Annotated in this window: 20 protein-coding genes; 11 read left to right on the top strand and 9 right to left on the bottom strand. The window is 66.3% G+C overall.

The genetic code is table 11. The annotated features are described in order from the left end of the window. The first annotated feature begins 124 nt into the window (after positions 1-124). On the top strand, positions 125-2,824 hold the full coding sequence (gene uvrB, locus CE453_RS26840; protein ID WP_089177376.1) for an excinuclease ABC subunit UvrB: 2,700 nt from the start codon (positions 125-127) through the stop codon (positions 2,822-2,824). 7 nt (positions 2,825-2,831) lie between these two features. Here the strand turns inward: uvrB and CE453_RS28850 are convergent, their stop codons facing one another. Continuing rightward, positions 2,832-3,551, bottom strand: coding sequence for a hypothetical protein (locus CE453_RS28850; protein ID WP_157733218.1), 720 nt, complete (start codon positions 3,549-3,551; stop codon positions 2,832-2,834). On the opposite strand from CE453_RS28850, the gene CE453_RS26835 reads away from it, so the two are divergent. Together CE453_RS26835 and CE453_RS26830 are read left to right on the top strand one after the other, a co-directional pair. After that, positions 3,535-3,870, top strand: coding sequence for a hypothetical protein (locus CE453_RS26835; protein ID WP_198302222.1), 336 nt, complete (start codon positions 3,535-3,537; stop codon positions 3,868-3,870). The genes CE453_RS28850 and CE453_RS26835 overlap by 17 nt on opposite strands. A gap of 99 nt (positions 3,871-3,969) precedes the next feature. Continuing rightward, a complete protein-coding gene (locus CE453_RS26830) occupies positions 3,970-4,389 on the top strand; it encodes a DUF2267 domain-containing protein (RefSeq protein WP_089177374.1) in 420 nt (139 codons plus the stop codon). A gap of 3 nt (positions 4,390-4,392) precedes the next feature. On the opposite strand, the gene CE453_RS26825 is transcribed toward CE453_RS26830, so the two are convergent. From CE453_RS26825 to CE453_RS26800, 6 genes are all read right to left on the bottom strand, one after another. Continuing rightward, complete coding sequence (locus CE453_RS26825; RefSeq protein ID WP_089177373.1) at positions 4,393-4,890, bottom strand: GNAT family N-acetyltransferase; 498 nt, start codon at positions 4,888-4,890, stop codon at positions 4,393-4,395. A gap of 551 nt (positions 4,891-5,441) precedes the next feature. Beyond that, a complete protein-coding gene (locus CE453_RS26820; protein ID WP_089177372.1) occupies positions 5,442-5,891 on the bottom strand; it encodes an NUDIX hydrolase in 450 nt (149 codons plus the stop codon). A gap of 229 nt (positions 5,892-6,120) precedes the next feature. Next, complete coding sequence (locus CE453_RS26815; RefSeq protein WP_089177371.1) at positions 6,121-6,519, bottom strand: c-type cytochrome; 399 nt, start codon at positions 6,517-6,519, stop codon at positions 6,121-6,123. Between the two features lie 132 nt (positions 6,520-6,651). Then, positions 6,652-7,467, bottom strand: a complete 816-nt coding sequence (locus CE453_RS26810; RefSeq protein ID WP_089177370.1) for an alpha/beta fold hydrolase — start codon at positions 7,465-7,467, stop codon at positions 6,652-6,654. Positions 7,468-7,746: 279 nt separating this feature from the next. Next, positions 7,747-8,442 carry a flavin reductase family protein gene (locus tag CE453_RS26805; RefSeq protein WP_198302221.1) on the bottom strand — a complete coding sequence of 232 codons (696 nt, stop codon included), beginning with the start codon at positions 8,440-8,442 and terminating at the stop codon, positions 7,747-7,749. Next, entirely contained in the window at positions 8,439-9,146 is a 708-nt protein-coding gene (locus CE453_RS26800; protein ID WP_089178165.1) for a GntR family transcriptional regulator, read from the bottom strand. Before CE453_RS26800 ends, CE453_RS26805 begins: the two co-directional genes overlap by 4 nt. 243 nt (positions 9,147-9,389) lie before the next feature. On the opposite strand from CE453_RS26800, the gene CE453_RS26795 reads away from it, so the two are divergent. The 7 genes from CE453_RS26795 to CE453_RS26765 all read left to right on the top strand — a co-directional run bounded on the left by CE453_RS26795 (position 9,390) and on the right by CE453_RS26765 (position 17,741). Next, positions 9,390-10,958, top strand: coding sequence for an ABC transporter substrate-binding protein (locus CE453_RS26795; protein WP_089177369.1), 1,569 nt, complete (start codon positions 9,390-9,392; stop codon positions 10,956-10,958). A 127-nt stretch (positions 10,959-11,085) separates the two neighbouring features. Then, the gene (locus tag CE453_RS26790; protein ID WP_089177368.1) at positions 11,086-12,078 is read left to right on the top strand and encodes an ABC transporter permease; all 993 of its coding nucleotides are present in this window, start codon (positions 11,086-11,088) and stop codon (positions 12,076-12,078) included. After that, positions 12,068-13,027 carry an ABC transporter permease gene (locus CE453_RS26785; RefSeq protein WP_089177367.1) on the top strand — a complete coding sequence of 320 codons (960 nt, stop codon included), beginning with the start codon at positions 12,068-12,070 and terminating at the stop codon, positions 13,025-13,027. Before CE453_RS26790 ends, CE453_RS26785 begins: the two co-directional genes overlap by 11 nt. Positions 13,028-13,059: 32 nt before the next feature. After that, a complete protein-coding gene (locus CE453_RS26780) occupies positions 13,060-14,256 on the top strand; it encodes an amidohydrolase family protein (RefSeq protein WP_089177366.1) in 1,197 nt (398 codons plus the stop codon). A 38-nt stretch (positions 14,257-14,294) separates the two neighbouring features. Continuing rightward, on the top strand, positions 14,295-15,758 hold the full coding sequence (locus tag CE453_RS26775) for an amidohydrolase family protein (protein WP_089178164.1): 1,464 nt from the start codon (positions 14,295-14,297) through the stop codon (positions 15,756-15,758). Continuing rightward, positions 15,755-16,744 carry an ABC transporter ATP-binding protein gene (locus CE453_RS26770; RefSeq protein WP_089177365.1) on the top strand — a complete coding sequence of 330 codons (990 nt, stop codon included), beginning with the start codon at positions 15,755-15,757 and terminating at the stop codon, positions 16,742-16,744. The genes CE453_RS26775 and CE453_RS26770 overlap by 4 nt, the downstream gene beginning before the upstream one ends. Further along, complete coding sequence (locus CE453_RS26765) at positions 16,737-17,741, top strand: ABC transporter ATP-binding protein (RefSeq protein ID WP_089177364.1); 1,005 nt, start codon at positions 16,737-16,739, stop codon at positions 17,739-17,741. Before CE453_RS26770 ends, CE453_RS26765 begins: the two co-directional genes overlap by 8 nt. Positions 17,742-17,745: 4 nt before the next feature. Here the strand turns inward: CE453_RS26765 and CE453_RS26760 are convergent, their stop codons facing one another. Next, entirely contained in the window at positions 17,746-18,177 is a 432-nt protein-coding gene (locus CE453_RS26760) for an OsmC family protein (protein ID WP_089177363.1), read from the bottom strand. Between the two features lie 158 nt (positions 18,178-18,335). Here CE453_RS26760 and CE453_RS26755 point away from each other — a divergent pair, with 158 nt between their 5' ends. Beyond that, positions 18,336-18,632: an antibiotic biosynthesis monooxygenase family protein gene (locus tag CE453_RS26755; RefSeq protein WP_089177362.1), complete on the top strand. Its 297-nt coding sequence runs from the start codon at positions 18,336-18,338 to the stop codon at positions 18,630-18,632. 103 nt (positions 18,633-18,735) lie between these two features. Here the strand turns inward: CE453_RS26755 and CE453_RS26750 are convergent, their stop codons facing one another. Then, positions 18,736-20,391 (bottom strand): OFA family MFS transporter, encoded by a 1,656-nt coding sequence (locus CE453_RS26750; RefSeq protein ID WP_089177361.1) that lies wholly within the window; start codon positions 20,389-20,391, stop codon positions 18,736-18,738. Positions 20,392-20,405 lie beyond the last annotated feature (14 nt).

Below are 20,405 nucleotides of genomic sequence, written 5' to 3'. Positions count from 1 at the left end.
TTGTATTTCTCGGAATGACAACCTAAGGTTGTTTTTTCTTATCCTGTCAACTCCTGTCATCAATCTGGCCTTGGCGCCGCGACACCCCCTCGCATCCGGTGCGGTTCGGGCCCATATTGCGGCCATGCCGAAAAGCCCCGACACCACCGCGACCAAGCCGAAGGCTGCGAAGAAGCCGTCTTCGGCCCGCACGCCGAACTCCAAGGCGTCGAAGCCCGAGCTGAAGCCGCTCGAGGGCTATCTCGCCGATCTGCTGAATCCCGCGATCAATCGCGGCACGGCGGTGCCCGGCGGCGCCTCCGGCTTCAGGGACAAGCCGCAGGCCGGTTACGAGGCGAAGCCGAGCTATGCGCTGGAACGACCGGGCGGCGAGGAGCGGCCGAAGCGCAAGCTCTCCAAGAAGGCGGATTCGGCCTTCATCGGCGCCGAGGGTGCGGCGGCCGCGACGGCGAGTTCGCTGCAGCATCTGCTGGAAACCGGGAGCCCCTTCATCCAGCCCGGCAAGCCCTGGACGCCGCACCGGCCCGAGCGGCCGGAGAAGTCGGAAGGCGGCATCCGCTTCCAGATGAAGTCCGACTTCTCGCCCTCAGGCGACCAGCCGACCGCGATCGGCGATCTGGTCGACGGCATCCGCCGGCAGGAGCGCGACCAGGTGCTGCTCGGCGTCACCGGCTCGGGCAAGACCTTCACCATGGCGAAGGTGATCGAGGAGACGCAGCGCCCGGCGCTGATCCTGGCGCCCAACAAGACATTGGCCGCGCAGCTTTACGGGGAATTCAAAAGCTTCTTCCCCGACAACGCGGTCGAGTACTTCGTCTCCTATTACGACTATTACCAGCCGGAGGCTTATGTCCCGCGCTCGGACACCTATATCGAGAAGGAATCCTCGATCAACGAGCAGATCGACCGCATGCGCCACGCCGCGACGCGCTCCCTGCTCGAACGCGACGACGTGATCATCGTCGCCTCGGTCTCCTGCATCTACGGTATCGGCTCGGTCGAGACCTATACGGCGATGACCTTCTCGGTGAAGCTCGGCGAGCGCATCGAGCAGCGCCAGCTCATCGCCGATCTCGTCGCCCTGCAATACAAGCGCACCCTCGGCGATTTCGCCCGCGGCACTTTTCGCGTCCGCGGCGACGTGATCGAGCTGTTCCCGGCGCACTATGAGGACCGCGCCTGGCGCATCGGCCTGTTCGGCGACGAGGTCGAGTCGATCTCCGAGTTCGACCCGCTGACCGGCCAGAAGACCGGCGAGCTCGAATTCATCAAGGTCTACGGCAATTCGCACTACACCACGCCGCGCCCGACGCTGACCCAGGCGGTGAAGTCGATCAAGGAGGAGCTGAAGGCCCGCCTCGACGAGCTCAACCGCATGGGCCGCTTCCTGGAGGCGCAGCGGCTCGACCAGCGCTGCACCTTCGACATCGAGATGATCGAGGCCACCGGCTCCTGCAACGGCATCGAGAACTACTCGCGCTATCTCACCGGCCGCAAGCCGGGCGAGCCGCCGCCGACTTTGTTCGAATACCTGCCCGACAACGCGCTGGTCTTCACCGACGAGAGCCACGTCACCGTGCCGCAGATCGGCGGCATGTATCGCGGCGACTTCCGCCGCAAGGCGACGCTGGCCGAATACGGCTTCCGCCTGCCCTCCTGCATGGACAATCGGCCGCTGCGCTTCGAGGAATGGGACGCGATGCGGCCGCAATCGGTACATGTCTCGGCCACGCCCGGCGGCTGGGAGATGGAGCAGACCGGCGGCGTCTTCACCGAGCAGGTCATCCGCCCGACAGGTTTGATCGACCCGCCGGTCGAGATCAGGCCCGCCAAGCATCAGGTCGCGGACCTGCTCGACGAGGTCAAGGAGGTCACCGGGAAGGGCTATCGCACCCTCGTCACCGTGCTGACCAAGCGCATGGCCGAGGATTTGACCGAATACCTGCACGAGAACGGCATTCGCGTCCGCTACATGCACTCGGACATCGACACGATCGAGCGCATCGAGATCCTGCGCGACCTGCGCCTCGGCGCCTTCGACGTGCTGGTCGGCATCAACCTGCTGCGCGAGGGCCTCGACATCCCCGAATGCGGCTTCGTCGCCATTCTCGACGCCGACAAGGAGGGCTTCCTGCGCTCCGAGACTTCGCTGATCCAGACCATCGGCCGCGCCGCCCGCAACGTCGACGGCAAGGTCATCCTCTATGCCGACCATGTCACCGGCTCGATGGAGCGGGCGATGGCGGAGACCAATCGCCGCCGCGAGAAGCAGGTCGCCTATAACGAGGAACACGGCATCACGCCGCAGACGGTGAAGAAGAATATCGGCGACATCCTCGGCTCGGTCTATGAGCGCGACCATGTCACGGTCGACAAGGGGCTGGTGGCGCCGGCCTCGGGCCACAATCTCAAGGCCGCGATCGCCGATCTCGAGAAGCGCATGCGCGAGGCCGCGGCCGATCTCGAATTCGAGACGGCGGCCCGCCTGCGCGACGAGATCAAGCGGCTGCAGGCGACGGAACTGGCGATCGCGGACGATCCGCTCGCGCGGCAGGGCGATGTCGAGGCCTCCGCCGGCAAGTACAAGGGCGAGCGCAGCTACGGCTCCAGCGCCAACCTGCCGCCGACCCGCGCCCGCAAGCCGACCGACGAGGACATGGGTCCGCATAACTGGGGCGGCGGCGAGGCCAAGCCGAAAGCCGGCGACAAGCCGAACCCGCTGCTCACCGGCACCTCACGGGCGCGGAAGCCGACGCTGGACGAGATGGGTCCGGTGCCGGAATCGCGGCCGAAGGGGGCTGGGGAGAGGCGGAGAAGGAGGTAGCCTCCGTTCAGCCGAAATCTCCTGGTCGCGGCTGAACACTGGCCCAAAGTCGAGAAATCTGGCCGCAGGCTGCTCTAATGCGTTTTTCACGAGAGACGCGATCTGAAGGGAAGTCGATTCGTTCAGCGAGGCGGATATCGAACAACATCAATTGCTTCGGATCAATTCGCTCCTCTGTCACGCCATTTTCGATGAGAGCCATTCTTAGGAGGGCAAGCATATATTGCCCAACTTCTCGCCTATATGCTTCACGTTCGAGGCGAGTTTTTTCAGTCTTACAGGCAGACGGGTTGGGCGTTTTCTGAGGTCGAAAAAGTGCAGCCCCAATCCTGTCACCTTCATCGAGTCTTGTTGCTCCAACAAGTAAGTCCGGCTGAACCGAGACTGCGACGCCAGCTATGGACATGAAAGCAAGCTTTGGCGCCTCGAAGAGCGGTAGTTTGCCGATTCCAAGCGCATTCTGCGCGTTTTGGAATAGGAGGATGGTTTCTGCGCATCTCTCGGCCTCATCCTTAACGAATGGTTTAGAGGTTGGTGCTTGACTCTTGGCTCTGAGCGCGCCGACGGCGGTATCGAGAGTACTCTCCGGGCGGCGAGGATCGGCGCAGAATGCGCGGATAGCTCTTAGTGCGTCGCTGTGCGGAACTACGGTGCTCGCACGCATGAACCGGGCGTCATGCAGGATGTCATCCTGTCTGTCCGGAGGCGTAATGATGAACTCGGCCAAGGCCGATGCTGAAATCCTCGGCTCGTTACGTTCACGAATTCGAGGGTGCAACGAAATGGGGCTGCCCATGGAATACGGCTTCTCCCTGCGAATCGACAACAGTCGAACAGTGTGGCTGACCGAGATAAGCAGAAGAACGTTCGATGAACAAGATCTGGTCGAGCTGGACGATGACTGCGGATTGTTCGTTGTTGTGGAAGACGAGGTCGCCGGAACATTTGATGTGTTGGCGAAGGTGGCCTCGCAGTCTGCTGGGTTAGAGCTAGTTCGGATGCTTGTTCGCGCGAACACATCCAGGCCAGCGCTTGTTTCTGGTTAGCCTATCGTAAGGTCATTATCCACTCGGCGATCTTATCTTGATGTCGTTGTCTAAGGGCGCCACTGCGAGAGAAAGTGCCGAAGGCCCGTTAGCTGACCTATGACCGTCCCCTCCACCTTCATCTACGCCTCGCGCGATCTCGAACGTTTCCTGCTCGATGCGCGCGATGAGCTTGGCCATGCCACCACGCATCAGAGCTGGCAGTCGGTGCTGGCCGTGCTCGTCACCTTCCGGGCGCGCCTGACGCCGGCCGAGGGGCTGGCTTTTGCCGATGCGCTGCCGCCGCTGCTCGCGGCGATGGTCCTGCAGGACTGGGACCTCGGCCAGCCGCCGAAGCCCTTCGCCGACCGCGCGACGCTGACGCGGGAGGCGATGGCGTTTCGCGGCGACCACAGCATCCTGCCCGAAAGCGGCATCGCTGACGTTGCCCGGGCGCTGCGCCGGCATGTCGAGCCGCAGGCCTTCGAGCGCGCGCTGACCAAGCTGCCGCCGGGCGCGCGGGATTTCTGGACGGTCTGAGCCTCAGGCCCCGTCGAAAGCCGCATGATAGCGCACCGTGCCGGCCGGCTGCTCCGCGCCGAAACCGAGGCGCATGAAGTATTCCGGCGGCACGCCCTCCAGCACCAGCGCCGGATCGTTGGCGAAGCCGAAGCGGCCGTAATAGGCGGGGTCGCCGAGCAGCACGCAGCCGCCAGCGCCATTCTCGCGCAGGCGCCGCAGGCCCTCGCGGATCAGCTCCGAGCCGATGCCGCTGTGCTGCCGGCCCGGCCGCACCGAGACCGGTCCGAGCCCGAACCAGCCGCGCTCCGCCCCGTCGATCGTCACCGGCGAGAAGGCGACATGGCCGACGATCTCTCCATCTTCGACGGCGACGAGCGAGAGCGTCAGCTCCCCGGCCGCGCGCAAGCCGTCGACGATCGCTACTTCGGTGCCGCTGCTATGCGGCGCCGTCGCGAAGGCCTCCGTGGTCAGGGCGCGGATGGCGTCGGCGTCGCCCGGCTGTTCGAGTCGGATGGGCATGGTCACTCCTTTGCCGGCGCTTATGCCATGCCGGAGCCTGCCGCGAAAACTTATCCCCGCCTTGGCGAACCATGCGTATCCTGGGTCACCTCGTCCCCGAGGGGCAGCCATCCGGAGGTATGCCGTTGGCGGGGCGAGGTCGGCGCCTGCGGGTGGAGTTACGATCCACTCCCGGGAGGCTTCGGGGCACCGCCCTGGGGACATTACGATCCCTGTGCGAGGAGCTCGCTGGACGGGTTGGCGGAAGCGGCCCTGTCCGACACCGCGGTGTGGCGCACCCTTTGGGGCGTTGAGGCCGCAGGACGGCATGGCTGGCCCGCCCGCCCTTATAAGCGCGGCTCGGAGTCTGAAAATCGCCGATAAGCGGAGCGCCACGGGGCGTGCGGAAGGTGGCTCAATCCTTCCGCGCCGCATCCTGGCTCAATGGAAGCGGCCCGATACAACCTGCGCCTCGCGGCGCTCCGCTGCCCCTCGACCGAAACGCCCGCGCATCGGCGCGGGCGGCGAAGGCGCTTGCGCGTGGGATTTGCGGCCTGCGCGCCGCGGCCGGCTCAGGCCGCGAGCGAGACCTGCGCCTGCAGCTTGCGGATCGCGGTGCTGAGCTCGGGCTCGTCGACGATGTCGGCGGCGTCGGCGAGCTTGAACCAGTGCAGGTCGCGCTGGTCCTGCTCGCGGAAATCGGCGAGCTGCTGCTCGACCTCGAGCAGATAGAGCTTCACCTCGCAGAGCGTGAAATGGTCGCTCATGCGCTTCCAGTAGCTGTAGCGCCCGGCCGGCTTCTCGCTGACGCGCCCGACCACGCCGGCCTCCTCATAGGCCTCCTGCGCGGCGGCGTCGCGGTCCTTGATGCCCTTCATCGGCCAGCCCTTGGGCACGATCCAGCGGCGCGTCGTGCGCGAGGTCACGAGCAGGATCTCCGTCGAGCCGTCGGGGGCGCGGCGGATCGGCATGGCGGCGATCTGCGACCGCTTCTCCCCCGTTTTCCGCTTGGCCTTCTTCATCGGCGCGTGGCGTTCCTTCCTGGGCTGAACATTTGTCCGGTCGCGAATCATTTTGATCGCCGGAGCGAATAAATATTGCACCGGATCGCGAAAATGGAAGAGGCGTTCTGTAAAAACGCCGGTCCGTGATGCGTCGAGCACATGCGGCCGCGGCGCGCGGGAGCGGCGTCGCGGCGTGGCATGGGGCGGAAGCCTGGGCGGTCGCCCGCGCGGGGCGACGGCAGCGCTCTCAGAGCTTCTTGCCGTCCTTGTCGTACTGCTTGAGGAAGGCGGTCAGGTCCGCGATTTCCTTCTCGCTCTTGATGCCGGCGAAGATCATCTTGGTGCCGGGGATCTTGGCCTTCGGGTCCTTGATGTATTCGGCGAAGGTCGCCTCGTCCCAGGTCAGGCCGGAGTTCTTGTTGGCGTTCGAGTAGCTGTAGCCGGCGACGGCGCCGGAATGGCGGCCGATCAGGCCGTTGAGCTCGGGCCCGACCAGGTTGCGCGCGCCCTCGCCGATCTGGTGGCAGGCGCGGCATTTGTTGAAGGAGCGCTGGCCGGCCTCGAGATCCTGCGCGGCGGCAGGGCGGGCGAGAAGCGGCGTCGCGAGCAGCGCCAGGGCGAAAAGGCTGAGGGGGGCTGCACGCATGGTCTCGTCCTCGGGGCTTGTTCCGGTCAGGCTTCCTGCGGCCGGCTTGGCCTTACCTTGGAAGCCTTCTCGTTTAAGCCTCGCCGGCGCCGGCTGGACATGGGTCCTTTCGACGCGGGAGCATGCCGGGGCTCAGAGCTCGCCGACCCATTCCGCCACGGCGGCGGTGAAGATGTCCGGGCGCGAGACCGGGAACAGGTGCCCGCCCGTCTCCATGATCGAGCGCCGGGCGCCGGGCAGCGCCGCGACGATCGCCTCCTGGTGGTAGACCGGCACGACCATGTCGTCGCGCGCGCCCATCACCATGACCGGCATCGGCAGGGCCTCGATGTCGGCGGTGCCGTCGAAGCCGAGCAGCGCGTCGATGCGCTCGCGCATCACCGTCCGGGCGTGGTCGCTGGTCGGCGCGGAGTCGATGGCGTCGTCATAGATGTGCCAGTTGGCCTGGATCCAGCGTGGCTGGTAGGCGCTGAGGATGGAGAGCGCGGCGAAGGCCTGCGGGTCGCAGTCGAGGATCGCCCGCCGGGCGCCGAACAGCGCCGTCATGTAGCGGCAGGCCTTGAGCCAGGTCCCGCTCAGGATCAGCCCGTCGAGCCGGCCGGGTGCGAGCTTCGCCATCGCCTGGCCGATGCAGCCGCCGGTCGAATGCCCGAGCACGACGGCGCGGTCGAGCCCGGCCGCGTCGAGCACCGCGAGCCCGTCGCGGGCGAGCCGCTCGATGTCGCAGGGCGCCTCGCCGCGGCTGCTCGCGCCGATGCCGCGCTGGTCGAAGCGGATGATCTGGAACGAGCGCCGCAGCGTCGAGGCGATATCGGTCCAGAAGCCGGCCGTGCCGCTGAGGCCGCTGACCAGCAGGAGCGGTTGGCCGTGCCCTTCGCGGAAGCCATGGAGCACGGCTCCGTCATCCGTTTCGGCACGGAAATCGATGATCTCGGTCGTCGTCGTCATGTGTCACCCAACGGTCATGGCGCTGCGTCGCGCGTTTGTCGCGCGTTCGGGCGCCATGGATCCGCCCTTCCCCCTCTTGCAGCGATATGTCGCCCCGTTGTTGTCGTCCGGTGCGCCCCATGGAACGCTGCCGTCAGGTCAACATGGCCCATGCCGGCGGCTCCGACCATGGCGTGAGCGCGAGGGGCGGAATGCTTTGAATGCAATACGGATAAGGGGAGGACTAATCGTTACGCGCCTGCTGCATGTATCTGGCCGTTGCGTCGCGATTTCCGGCGGTCAGCTCCGTCGGTTGGCGGCGTCCGGATCGTTGCGCCAGGTCGCGAGCGGCATGGTCGGCAGGTCGAAATAGTCGCGCGTCGTCGCATAGCCGTGGCCGCCCATCCGGCCGACGGCGTCGAGCGCGGCGGGGTCGACATGCAGGCGCTCGTCGACGGTGTCGCCGCGGAAATGCGCATAGACGATCTCGCCGAGGATGATCTCGCGCGAATTGCCGATGCTGAGCGTGGTGTGGTGGCGGCATTCGAAGGCCGCCGGCGCCTGGCCGATCCAGGGGCAGGGCACCTTGGCGCCGGGCATGGCGGTGAGGCCGGCTTCGGCGAGTTCGTCCGTGCCGGGTTCGAATGGCACGGCACAGATGTTCATGCCCGCGACCAGCGCATCGGAGACGATGTTGACGGTGAAGGCCAGCGTCTCGCGGATGTTGCGGCCGGTGTCCTTCTGCGCGCCGGTCGGGCGGTATTCGACGCCGACGGCCAGGATCGCGGGATCGGCCGACAGGCAATTGAAGAAGGAGAAGGGAGCGGCGTTGACCTTGCCCTGCGCATCGACCGTCGTCACCAGCGCGATCGGGCGCGGCACCACGGCGCCGATCAGTAGCTTGTAGCGCTCGCGCGGCGAAAGCGCCGCGAAGTCGAAGGTGACGATGCCGGGGGCCGTTTCGGCCCGCGGCGGCGCGGCCGGCTGCGCTGTCATGATGGGGTCAATCCTTCGCTGAGGGCATAGGGCGCGAGCACATCGCGGATGTCGCGTTCGACGCGGGGCGTGAGCAGCGCGCGCGTGACGACGGCGCGCAGATGGTGGTCCATCAGATCCGCGGCGCGGGCGGCGTCGCCGGCGCGCAGGGCCTCGATGAGCTGGCGGTGCTCGGAAACGGCGCATTCGGAGGAGTGCGGGCGCCCGTAGATCGCCAGGATCAGCGAGCAGCGCGACGAGGATTCCTGGACATAGCGCAGCAGCAGGGCGTTGCCGGTCATCTCGGCGAGCTTGATGTGGAACTCGCCGGAGAGCCGGATCGATTCCGGCCCGTCCTGCCCGTGCGCCTTCTCTTCCTGCCGGACATGGGCCTCGAGCTCGGCCGCCTGCGCTGCGGTGAGGCGCCCGGCCAGATTCTCGGCGACGAGCCGCTCCAGCCCGCGCCGGACCTCGAAGACGTCGCGCGCCTCTTCCAGCGTCGGATAGGCAACCGAGGCGCCCTTGTTCGGCGTGAGTTCGACCAACCCCTCGACGGCGAGGCGGTTGAAGGCCTCGCGCACCAGCGTGCGGCTGACCCCGAGCTGCTCGCCGATCGAATCCTCCGGGAGCTTCATGCCGGGTTTCAGCGCCTGCTCGATGATCGCGCGCCGCAGCGCCCTGTAGACGGATTGCGCCCGCAATCCGGGAGTCCTTGGCTCGCCCATGTCGGTCTTTCCTCTCTTCGACCGGACCTTGTTGTGAGCCGTCAATGTCACGAGCCGGCGCTCCATGCCAGTTTGCGCTTGTGTTCAATAATCGCATACAATACGATCAATCAATCGTATGCAAGATTGAACATTAATCGCACACGAGATGGCGCAAAAAGCGTCACGATGCGCAAAGAGGTGGCAGCGACGACCGCGCAGCTTCGTTCCGGAGCGCGCCGAACAAAAAAGGGGAGAGTTCCGATGAAGAAGGCCTGGTTGCTGGCGGCAGTGGCTGCCTTCGCGCTGAGTGGCGCGGCCGAAGCGAAGACGCTGAAATGGGGGGCCGGCCGCGAGATCGCCTCGCTCGACCCATATTCCTATGGCGAGACCTTCACGCTTTCAGTGCTGAATCACGTCTATGAGGGGCTGGTGCGCTATACCGGCGACCTCAAGATCGAGCCGGCGCTGGCGGAGTCCTGGGAGACGGTCACGCCGACGACCTGGCGCTTCCATCTGCGCAAGGGCGTCAAGTTCCACAACGGCGACGCCTTCACGGCCGATGACGTGCTGGCTTCGCTCGCCCGTGTCTCCGACGACGCTTCGCCGCTGAAGGGCAATCTGCCGGCCTACAAGTCGTCGAAGAAGATCGACGACTACACCGTCGAGATCGAGGTCGACGGCCCTTATCCTCTGCTGCTCAACGACCTGACCAACATCTTCATTTTCGACAAGAAGTGGCTGGAGGCGAACAATGCCCTCAAGCCGACCGATGTCGGCAAGGGCGTTACCGGCTATCCGACCGACCATGCCAATGGCACCGGCCCCTTCATCGTCGAGAGCCGCCAGCCCGACGCCAAGACGATTTTCGTCAAGAACCCGAACTGGTGGGACAAGCCGCAGCACAATATCGACCGCATCGAGTTCGTGCCGATCGCCTCGGCTTCGACCCGCGTCGCCGCGCTGCTCTCCGGCGAGATCGACTTCACCAACGTCGCGCCGCTGCAGGATCTGCCGCGCCTCAAGGCCTCGCCGGACGTCAAGGTGCTGCAGACCAACGAGCTGCGCTCGGTGTTCTTCGCCCTCAACCTGCGGGACAAGCTGTTCGAGAGCGACGTCAAGGACAAGAACCCCTTCAAGGACATCCGCGTGCGCGAGGCGCTCTATCGCGCCATCGACATCGACGCGGTCCAGAAGCGTGCCATGCGCGGTTTGTCGCGCAACACCGGCGCGCTCGTCGCGCCCGCCATTCCCGGCTACGACCCGTCGCAGGACGTGCGTCCGCCCTTCGACCTGAGCGCTGCCAAGAAGCTCCTGGCCGATGCCGGCTATCCGAACGGCTTCTCCTTCCAGATGAACTGCCAGAGCGATGCGCTGGTCAACGAGGAGGAGTTCTGCCAGGCGGTCGCCTCGATGTGGTCGCGTGCCGGCCTCAAGCCCAATCTCAGCATGGCGCCCCGCGCCCAGCAGACGCCAAAGCGCGTCAAGGGCGATTTCGACGTGCTGTCCTTCGGCTGGGCCAACGAGCCGATGATCGACGCCTATTCGCTGCTGGTGCAGGTCATTCACTCGAAGTCCGGCACGGCCGGCGTCTTCAACTGGGGCAACTGGGGCGATCCGAAGGTCGATGCCCTGATCGACAAGGCCGGCGTCGAGCTCGACACGCCCAAGCGCATCGAATTGATGAAGCAGGCGCTCAAGATCGTGAAGGACGAGACGCTCTTCATCCCGCTGCACCAGCAGCCGATGGCCTGGGCGATGCGTGCGGACGTCGAGACCATGGTGCAGGCTTCCGACAACAAGGCGCGCCTCTGGCTGACCAAGCTGAAGTGAACTGCGGCGCTCGACCCATCATGGCTGGGGATGCCCCGGCCATGATGGAAGCCCGCCTTTTCCACGCCTGAGATTTCCGGGCCTTCGCCGTACGAAGCCCGGGGCTGCCGGACCGCAGGAGCATCCCATGCCGGCCTTCCTCCTCAAGCGCATCCTGAATGCCGCCGGCGTCATGCTCGCCGTGGCATTCCTTGCCTTCCTGAGCTTCCGCTTCGTCGGCGATCCCATCGACCTGATGCTGAACGAGCAGGCGAGCCAGCAGCAGCGCGACGAATTGCGGACTCGCCTTGGCCTCGACAAGGGCTTCGTGCTGCAGTTCGCGACCTTCGTGAAGAATGCCGCCCAGGGTGATTTCGGCATCTCCTATCGCAACCAGCAGGACGTCTTTGCGCTGATCGCGGAGCGTTTCCCGGCGACATTCGAGCTCGTGCTGGTTGCGACGTTCCTCTCGCTCTTCATCGGCATCCCGCTCGGAGTCTACACCGCGATCCGACGAGAGAGCTTTCTGGCCAAGGCGCTGCAATTCATCTCGGTGCTCGGCGTCTCGCTGCCGAGTTTCGCGCTCGGAATCATGCTGATTCTCGTCTTCTCGGTGACGTTGCAATGGCTGCCGGCCTTCGGGCGCGGCGAGGTCGTCAAGCTCGGCTGGTGGAGCACCGGCCTCCTGACACCGTCCGGCCGCGCCGCGCTGATCCTGCCGGGCATCACGCTCTCGCTCTTCCAGATCACGCTGGTGATGCGGCTCGTGCGGGCCGAGATGCTGGAGACGATGCGCACCGATTTCATCCGCTTCGCCCGGGCGCGGGGCCTGCCGGCCCGCTCCATCCATTTCGGCCATGCCCTGCGCAACTGCCTGATGCCGGTCATCACGGTCACCGGCCTGCAGATCGGCAACCTCATCGCCTTCGCGCTGGTGACCGAGACGGTGTTCCAGTGGCCGGGCATGGGCATGCTCTTCGTCCAGGCCGTCACCTTCGTCGATATCCCGGTGATGGCGGCCTATCTCATCATCGTCTCCTTCATCTTCGTCGCGCTGAACACGCTGGTCGACCTGACCTACGCCTGGGTCGATCCGCGCCTGCGCGACGACGCGCTCTCGGGAGGTGCCAATGCCCGCTGAGACCTCCCCGCCCACCGTCAAGGCCGCCGTCGCGAAGCCCGGGCGCATCCGGCGCTTCCTCGACAGCGATATCGGCTGGAGCTTCCGCACGACGCCGGCCGCCTGGATCTCGGCGCTGGTGCTGGTGCTGCTGGTCGTGACCGCCTTCCTGGCACCGCTGATCGCGGCGCAGAACCCCTACGACCTCTCGCAGATCTTCATCGACAAGGCGGAGATCCCGCCGATCTGGCAGGAGGGCGGCGAATGGCCCTTCCTGCTCGGGACCGATCCGCAGGGGCGCGACGTGCTCTCCGCCATCCTCTACGGTTCGCGCATCTCGCTGATCATCGGCTTCGCGGCGGTGCTGGTCTCGATGCTGATCGGCGTCGGCGTCGGGCTCCTGGCCGGTTTCCATGGCGGACGCATCGACAATCTGCTGATGCGCCTCGGCGACACCGTGCTGTCGATCCCGACCCTGCTGATGGCGATCCTCGTCTCGGCCGTCTTCCGGGGCCTGCTGCCGCCGGAATTGCGCGACCCCTTCGCCGCGATGGTGCTGGTGCTCGCGATCTCGCTGACGAGCTGGGTGCAATATGCCCGCGTCGTCCGCGCGCTGACGATGGTCGAGCGCCGCAAGGAATATGTGCTCGCCGCCCGCATCATCCATGTGCCGGCGGCGCGGATCATGCTGCACCACATCCTGCCCAACACCCTGACGCCGGTGCTGGTCTCGGCCACGCTCAATCTCGGCCTCGCCATCCTCTCGGAAGCGACGCTCTCCTTCCTCGGCGTCGGCATGCCGATCACCCAGCCCTCGCTCGGCACGCTGATCCGCATCGGCAACCAGTACCTGTTCTCCGGCTCCTGGTGGCTCGTCGTCTTCCCCTCGCTGCAGCTCGGGCTGATCGTGCTCTCGGTCAACCTGCTCGGCGACTGGCTGCGCGACGCGCTGAACCCGAAGCTGCGCTGACCATCATAAGAAACCACGAGGATACGCCTGCCATGACTGCCTCCCTCCTGATCCGCAACATCCGGCCGAATGCGGGGCCCGCCCTCGACATCCTGATCGAGAACGGCCGCATCAGCCGGATGGCGAAGGACATCGCGGCGCCGGCCGGCGTCACGGTCGAGGATGGCCGCGGCGACATCGCGATTCCCGGCCTGGTCGAGGCGCACGCTCATCTCGACAAGAGCCTCTGGGGCATGACCTGGTACGTCAACGAGGTCGGCCCGAAGCTGCTCGACAAGATCGACAACGAGCGCGAGAGCAAGAAGCGCCTCGATCTCGACCCGGCCCGCCAGTCGGCCCGCCAGACCGTCCAGTCCTCGATGATGGGCTCGACCCATACGCGCAGCCATGTCGACGTCGATACCGAGCTCGGGCTCTGGGGCGTCGAGGGCATCATGAAGACCCGCGAGGATTACGCGGACATCATGGACATCGAGCTCGTCGCCTTCCCGCAATCGGGCCTGCTGCGCCGGCCGGGCACGCTGGAACTGATGCATGAGGCGATGAAGGCCGGCTGCGAGATCGTCGGCGGCCTCGACCCCTGCGCCATCGACCGCGACCCCAAGGGCCATCTCGATGCGATCTTCGGGCTCTGCCAGACCTATGGCCGCCCGCTCGACATCCACCTGCACGAGCCCGGCGAGATGGGCCTGTTCTCGCTCGACCTGATCATCGAGCGCACCCGCGCGCTTGGCATGAAGGGCAAGGTCACCGTCAGCCACGCCTTCTGCCTGGGCACCGCGCCGGAACTGGTCGACCCCGTGATCCCGCAGCTCGCCGATCTCGACATCGCGATCATGACCACGGCACCGGCCCGCAACACTGCGCCCGCCGTCAAGAAGCTGCTCGATGCCGGCATCCGCGTCTGCTCCGGTTCTGACGGCATCCGCGACACCTGGGGCCCCTATGGCAATGCCGACATGGTCGAGCGCGCCATGTTCATCGGCCTGCGCAACAATTTCCGCCGCGACGACGAGGTCGAGCTCGGCCTGCATGTCTGCACGACCGGCGGCGCCCAGGTGATGGAGATCGCCGATTACGGCCTCGCCGAGGGCAAGATCGCCGATCTCGTCATCATGCCCGGCCAGAGCCTGACGGATATCGTCGTGACCCGTTCGCCCAAGCGCCGCGTGATCAAGCGCGGCAAGATCGTCGCCCGTGACGGCGTTTCGGTGAGGACTGCCCCGTGAGCCTGCAAGCCAAGAAGCGGCCTGAAGGCCGCATCCTGATGACCGCGCGCTGGGTCGTCGGCCACAAGGACGGACGCCACCGTCTCTACGAGAACGGCGAGGCCGTGTTCGAGGACGGCGAAATCGTCTTCGTCGGCCACGGCTTCCCGGGCGAGGTCGCCCGCCGCATCGACTACGGCTATGCTCTGATCGGGCCGGGCTTCGTCGATTGCGACGCGCTCTCGGACCTCGACACCACCATCCTCGGCTATGACAACCAGCCGGCCTGGAAGAAGGGGCGCGTCTGGCCTCGCAGCTATCTCGAGGCCGGCCCCTACGAAATGTACACGCGCGAGGAGCTGGCCTTCCAGAAGAAGCACGCCTTCGCCTCGCTGATCCGCAACGGCATCACGACCGCGCTGCCGATCGCCTCGCTGTTCTACCGCGCCTGGGGCGAGACGGTGCAGGAATTCGAGGACGCGGCGGAAGCGGCGGCGGCGCTCGGCATGCGCGCCTATCTCGGCCCGGCCTATCGCACCGGCAACCAGCTCGTCGAGGAGGACGGGCGTATCACCACCCACTACGACGAACAGCGCGGCCTCGCCGAGCTCGACGCGGCCATCGGCTTCGCGAGGCGCCATGAAGGCGCGGCCGGCGGGCTGATCCGTGGCATGCTGGCGCCCGACCGGATCGAGACCTCGACGGCGGAGCTGCTGCGCCGCACCGCGGTCGCCTCGCGAGATCTCGATATTCCGGTGCGGCTGCATTGCTGCCAGTCGAAGATCGAATACGACCTCGTCCTCGCCCAGCACGGCATGAGCCCGCCGGAGTGGCTGGAAAGCCTCGGATTCCTTAACGAGCGCTGCCTGCTGCCGCACGGCACCGTCGTCTCCGGCAGCCGGCATGTCGAGCGTCCCGGACGCGATCTCGAGATCATCCGTGATTCCGGCGCGAGCATCGTTCATTGCCCGCTGGTCTCCGGTCGCGGTGGCAATGCCATCGACCATTTCGGCCGCTACCGCGCCATGGGCCTCAACATCGCCATGGGCACCGATACCAGCCCGCCGGACATGGTGATGAACCTGCAGATCGGCATGATCCTCGCCCGCAACATGGCGGGCAGTGCCACCGCCGTTCGCTCCGAGGATTATTACGACGCGGCGACCGTCGGCGGCGCCGATGCGCTGCGGAGGCCCGATCTCGGCCGGCTCCAGCCGGGCGCCCGGGCCGACATCACCGTCTTCCAGCTCGACCGTCCGCATAGCGGGCAGGTCATCGATCCCATCCAGACGATGATGCTCACCGGCCATGGTCGCGACTTCGCGACGGTGGTGATCGACGGCCGCTTCGTCATGGAGGATCGCGTCATCCCGGGTATCGACGAGGCCGCCGACAACGCTCGCGCCCAGAAGCAGTTCGAGGGCGTGATGGCGCGCTATCCCGAGCGCACGGCCGGTCACCCGCCGGCGAGCGAGATCTTCTCGTCGAGCTATGTCATCGAACGCAGCGAGGCCATCGCATGACCGCATCCGCCGCCGCGCCTCTGCTCTCCGTGCGCGACCTGCGCATCGTCTTCGACGGCCGCCACGGCCCGTTGACGGCGCTGGACGGCGTCACCTTCGACATCGCGCCGGGAGAAATTCTCGGCATGGTCGGCGAGTCGGGAGCAGGCAAGTCCCTGACCGGCACGGCGGTGATCGGCCTGCTCGATCCGCCCGGCCGCATCGCCGGCGGCGAAATCCTGCTCGAAGGCCAGCGCATCGACAACCTGCCCGCGGAGAAGATACGCCGGCTGCGAGGACGGCGCATCGGCGCGATCTTCCAGGATCCGCTGACCTCGCTGCACCCGCTGCTCACGGTCGGGGACCAACTCGTCGAGACCATCACCACCCATCTCCCGGTCGGCAAGGCGCAGGCGCGCAAGCGCGCGCTCGATCTGCTCAAGGAAGTCGGCATTCCGGCGGCCGAGACGCGCATCGACCATTACCCCCACCAGTTCTCCGGCGGCATGCGCCAACGCGTCGTCATCGCGCTCGCGCTCTGTGCCGAGCCTTCCCTGATCATCGCCGACGAGCCGACGACGGCGCTCGACGTCTCGATCCAGGCGCAGATCACCACCTTGCTGAAGCGGCTCTGCCGAGAGCACGGCACCGCGATCATGCTGGTCACCCACGACATGGGTGTCATCGCCGAGACGGCCGACCGGGTCGCGGTGATGTATGCCGGGCGCATCGTCGAGATCGGCCCGGTCGATGAGGTAGTACGCCGTCCGCGCCATCCCTACACGGCCGGCCTGATGGCCTCGATCCCGAGTGTCCACACTCGCCACGAGCAGCTCAACCAGATCGACGGCGCCATGCCGCGCCTCAATGCCATTCCGCCGGGCTGCGCTTTCAACCCGCGCTGTGGCCGGGCCGAGGCCTTCTGCCGTGATCACAAGCCTGGCCTGCCGGCGGCGGCCCATGCCGCAGCCTGTCATTTCCCGCTGCAGGAGCTGGCCCATGCGTAACGAGGCAGCGACGCTCGCGAAGGCTCCGACCATCGATTCCGACATCATCCTCGACGTTGCCGCGGCCTCCTGCCGCTTCGACGTCTCGTCGCCCGCCCTGTCGCGGATGTTCTCGAAGGAGCCGCGCCGTATCCTGCGCGCCGTCGAGAGCGTCTCCTTCACGGTGAAGCGCGGCACCACCTTCAGCATCGTCGGCGAATCCGGCTGCGGAAAATCGACGCTGGCGCGCATGGTCGTGGGTTTACAGCGTCCGACGGAGGGCTTGCTCGACTTCCGCGACATCCGCCGCGCCGACGGCTCCTTCGGCCCGCCCCGCGTGCAGATGATCTTCCAGGACCCCTATGCCTCGCTCAATCCGCGCTGGCGCGTCGGCGACATCATCGCCGAGCCGATCCGCGAACTGAAGCTGAGGCCCGATGCCGAGAGCACGCAACAGCGCGTCGGCGACCTGCTCGAAACCGTAGGGCTCTCGCGCAACGATGCGAGCCGCTACCCGCACGCCTTCTCGGGCGGTCAGCGCCAGCGCATCTCGATTGCCCGCGCCCTCGCCACCGAGGCCGATTTCCTCGTCTGCGACGAACCGACCTCGGCGCTCGATGTCTCCGTGCAGGCGCAGATCCTCAACCTGATGGTCCGGCTGCAGAAGGAGCTCAGGCTGACCTATCTCTTCATCAGCCACAACCTCTCGGTCGTCCGGCACATGTCCGACGATCTTGCCATCATGTATCTCGGCCGCTTCGTCGAGGCCGGCCCGGCCGAGGCGATCTTCACGGCGCCGCGCCACCCCTATACGCGGCTGCTGCTCGACACGATTCCCGATGTCGAGCGGCCGAATCGGGAGCGCAAGCCGATGTCGGGCGAGGTGCCGAGCCCGATCGCCCCGCCGCCGGGTTGCACCTTCAATCCGCGCTGCTCGCTCGCCGCCGACCGTTGCCGCACCGAGCGGCCGGAGCTGCGGCCGCTCGGTGACGTCCGCGTCTCCTGCCACTTCGCCTGAAGCGTCAGCTCGTCAGGGTTGCTTCCAGCGTGATCGGCGCCTTGAACAGCTTCGAGACCGGGCAGCCGGCCTTGGCCTTGTCGGCAAGTGACTGGAAGGTCGCCTGATCGGCGCCGGGCACCTTGCCCTTCAGCGTGAGATGGATCGCGGTGATCGCGTAGCCTTCGCCCTGCTTGTCGAGCGTCACGCGCGCCGTGGTATCGAGTGCATCGGCCTTGAGATTGGCTTCACCGAGGATCAGCGACAGCGCCATGGTGAAGCAGGCGGCATGGGCCGCGCCGATCAACTCCTCGGGGTTGCTGCCGGGCTTGCCTTCGAAGCGGCTGGAGAAGCCGTAGGGATAGGCGCTGAGCGCGCCGCTCTCGGTCGAGATCGCGCCCTTGCCGTCCTTGATGCCGCCTTCCCAATGGGCCGAGCCTGTTTTGTTGATCGCCATGGTGTCGTCTCCTGTTCTGGTCTGAATGGGGAGGGTGCGGCTGGAAAGCTATTCTTTGACAACGATTCAGGGCGAGCCGGGTTCATCGGCACATGATCGTGACGCGTACAGACGCTCCAATTGCCGTAAGGTCACTGCCTCGAACGCTGGAGGCTGCCATGACCGCATTCAATGCTGTTCGTTTCAAGGTGAAGCCGGGGATGGAGACCGCCTTTCTCGACGCCCACCGCAATGTCGCTGCCGACTGGCCGGGCCTGCGCCATGCGAACATCATCGCGGCCGGCGAGGGGCGCTACTGCATTATTGCAGAATGGGAGAGTTTCGAGGCGATGGCGGCGGCCCGCCCGCAGATGATCGCGACCCTCGACGGTTTCCGTCACACGCTCGATGATCTGGGTGCGGGGCTCGGTGTCACCGATCCAATCGCGGGGTCGGTTGCCCTTTCGTTGAAATAGAGCGCAGCAGCCCGGGTATCGGAAGGCGCAATGGCTCGCAGAACGATGAAGGCCCGCGTCGATCGCTCGAGCGGGCCCTCGCATTCCTCGGCTGTTCAGCCGCTCAGTTGAACAGCGTCAGCGACTTCGACAGCGTCACCCAGATTCCCCAGGCCAGCGGGATGCCCACCACGGCCCAGGCGAAGGCGGCGGTGGCGTCGAAGCCGCCCCTGCCGATGCCGAAGGAGCCGACGGCCTCGCGGGCCGCGGCCGCCTTGCTCGCGGCCTGGAGCTTGGCGACTTCCTCCTCCTTCATGAACCATTGCGGGCCGAGCGGCCTGACCAGCGCATTGGCGACGAGACCCAGCGCCAGCATGCCGGCGAGGATGTACATCGTGCCGCTGTAGAGGCTGGCGCCGGTGACGCCGGCCGAAACCTGCGCCTCGCGGATGTAGTTCACCACCACCGGGCCGATGATGCCCGCTGTCGACCACGCCGTCAGCAGTCGGCCATGGATGGCGCCGACGAACTGCGTGCCGAAGACGTCGGCAAGATAGGCCGGCACCGTGGAGAAGCCGCCGCCATACATCGACAGGATGATGCAGAAGGCGGTGACGAACAGCACCTTGGACTGGATGCCGGCCGCCCAGGGCGCCATCGCGTAGAGGGCGATGCCGAGAATGAAGAACGTATAATAGGTGTTCTTGCGGCCGATCTTGTCCGACAGCGAGGCCCAGAAGAAGCGGCCGCAGATGTTGAACAGCGAGAGCAGGCCGACGAAGCCGGCGGCGATGGCTGCGATCGCGGTCTTCTGCCCGGCATCGAGGGCCGAGAAGGCGACGCCTGGCTGGCCGATCAGCGCCCCGCCGAAGATTTCCTGAAGCATCGGCGAGGCGATGCCGAGAACGCCGATGCCGGCTGATACGTTGAGCGTCAGCACGGCCCAGATCAGCCAGAATTGCGGCGTCTTGTGCGCGTCGCGCAGATGGACGTGGCCGGAAGTGATCATCTTGTTCTGCGAGGCCGGCGGTGCCCAACCCTCCGGACGCCAGCCGGCCGGTGGAACGCGGTAGCCGAACGCCCCGGCCATCATGAAGACGAAGTAGATCGCCGCCATGACCAGGAAGGTCTGGAAGACGCCCACCGAGGTCGGGGTCTTGAAGGCGTTCATCAGCATGTCGGCCAGCGGCGAACCGATCATCGCGCCGCCGCCGAAGCCCATGATCGCCATGCCGGTCGCCATGCCGCGCCGGTCAGGGAACCATTTGATCAGGGTCGAGACCGGCGAGATGTAGCCCAGGCCCAGCCCGATGCCGCCGATCACGCCGGAGCCCAGCCACATCAGCCAGAGCTGGTGCCAGTAGACGCCGAGCGCCGAGATCACCATGCCGCCGCACCAGCAGACCGCCGCCGCGACACCGGCCTTGCGCGGGCCGGCCTTCTCCAGCCAGCCGCCGAAGAGGGCGGCCGAAGCGCCGAGGAAGATGAAGAACAGCGTGAACATCCAGCCGAGATCGGCGACGCGCCAGTCGCAGGTGGTGGTGAAGAGTGCGGTCGCCAGCGTCAGGTCCGGGCAGGCCTTCGGTGCCGTGATGCCGATGGCGCGCGAGAGCGGCAGCCAGAACACCGAGAAGCCGTAGGCCATGCCGATGCACAAATGAATGCAGAGAGCTGCCGGCGGCACGAGCCAGCGATTGAAGCCTGCCTTGGCGATGATCCTTTCGCGGTCGAGCAGGCCGCCGCCCTCGTCGACCTGCCCGATATCCTGTGCGACGCTCATTCCCGGTTTCCTTT

The sequence above is a fragment of the Bosea sp. AS-1 genome (genome assembly GCF_002220095.1).
Lineage (GTDB): Bacteria > Pseudomonadota > Alphaproteobacteria > Rhizobiales > Beijerinckiaceae > Allobosea.
The sequence above is the reverse complement of the archived record's forward strand: the minus strand, read 5'-3'. Positions and strand labels throughout refer to the sequence as shown.

Coding starts and splice junctions, on each gene's coding strand:
- uvrB (WP_089177376.1), top strand. CDS start 125: ATGCCGAAAAGCCCCGACACCACCGCGACCAAGCCGAAGGCTGCGAAG.
- CE453_RS26835 (WP_198302222.1), top strand. CDS start 3,535: ATGATGAACTCGGCCAAGGCCGATGCTGAAATCCTCGGCTCGTTACGT.
- CE453_RS26830 (WP_089177374.1), top strand. CDS start 3,970: ATGACCGTCCCCTCCACCTTCATCTACGCCTCGCGCGATCTCGAACGT.
- CE453_RS26825 (WP_089177373.1), bottom strand. CDS start 4,890: ATGCCCATCCGACTCGAACAGCCGGGCGACGCCGACGCCATCCGCGCC.
- CE453_RS26820 (WP_089177372.1), bottom strand. CDS start 5,891: ATGAAGAAGGCCAAGCGGAAAACGGGGGAGAAGCGGTCGCAGATCGCC.
- CE453_RS26815 (WP_089177371.1), bottom strand. CDS start 6,519: ATGCGTGCAGCCCCCCTCAGCCTTTTCGCCCTGGCGCTGCTCGCGACG.
- CE453_RS26810 (WP_089177370.1), bottom strand. CDS start 7,467: ATGACGACGACGACCGAGATCATCGATTTCCGTGCCGAAACGGATGAC.
- CE453_RS26805 (WP_198302221.1), bottom strand. CDS start 8,442: ATGACAGCGCAGCCGGCCGCGCCGCCGCGGGCCGAAACGGCCCCCGGC.
- CE453_RS26800 (WP_089178165.1), bottom strand. CDS start 9,146: ATGGGCGAGCCAAGGACTCCCGGATTGCGGGCGCAATCCGTCTACAGG.
- CE453_RS26795 (WP_089177369.1), top strand. CDS start 9,390: ATGAAGAAGGCCTGGTTGCTGGCGGCAGTGGCTGCCTTCGCGCTGAGT.
- CE453_RS26790 (WP_089177368.1), top strand. CDS start 11,086: ATGCCGGCCTTCCTCCTCAAGCGCATCCTGAATGCCGCCGGCGTCATG.
- CE453_RS26785 (WP_089177367.1), top strand. CDS start 12,068: ATGCCCGCTGAGACCTCCCCGCCCACCGTCAAGGCCGCCGTCGCGAAG.
- CE453_RS26780 (WP_089177366.1), top strand. CDS start 13,060: ATGACTGCCTCCCTCCTGATCCGCAACATCCGGCCGAATGCGGGGCCC.
- CE453_RS26775 (WP_089178164.1), top strand. CDS start 14,295: ATGACCGCGCGCTGGGTCGTCGGCCACAAGGACGGACGCCACCGTCTC.
- CE453_RS26770 (WP_089177365.1), top strand. CDS start 15,755: ATGACCGCATCCGCCGCCGCGCCTCTGCTCTCCGTGCGCGACCTGCGC.
- CE453_RS26765 (WP_089177364.1), top strand. CDS start 16,737: ATGCGTAACGAGGCAGCGACGCTCGCGAAGGCTCCGACCATCGATTCC.
- CE453_RS26760 (WP_089177363.1), bottom strand. CDS start 18,177: ATGGCGATCAACAAAACAGGCTCGGCCCATTGGGAAGGCGGCATCAAG.
- CE453_RS26755 (WP_089177362.1), top strand. CDS start 18,336: ATGACCGCATTCAATGCTGTTCGTTTCAAGGTGAAGCCGGGGATGGAG.
- CE453_RS26750 (WP_089177361.1), bottom strand. CDS start 20,391: ATGAGCGTCGCACAGGATATCGGGCAGGTCGACGAGGGCGGCGGCCTG.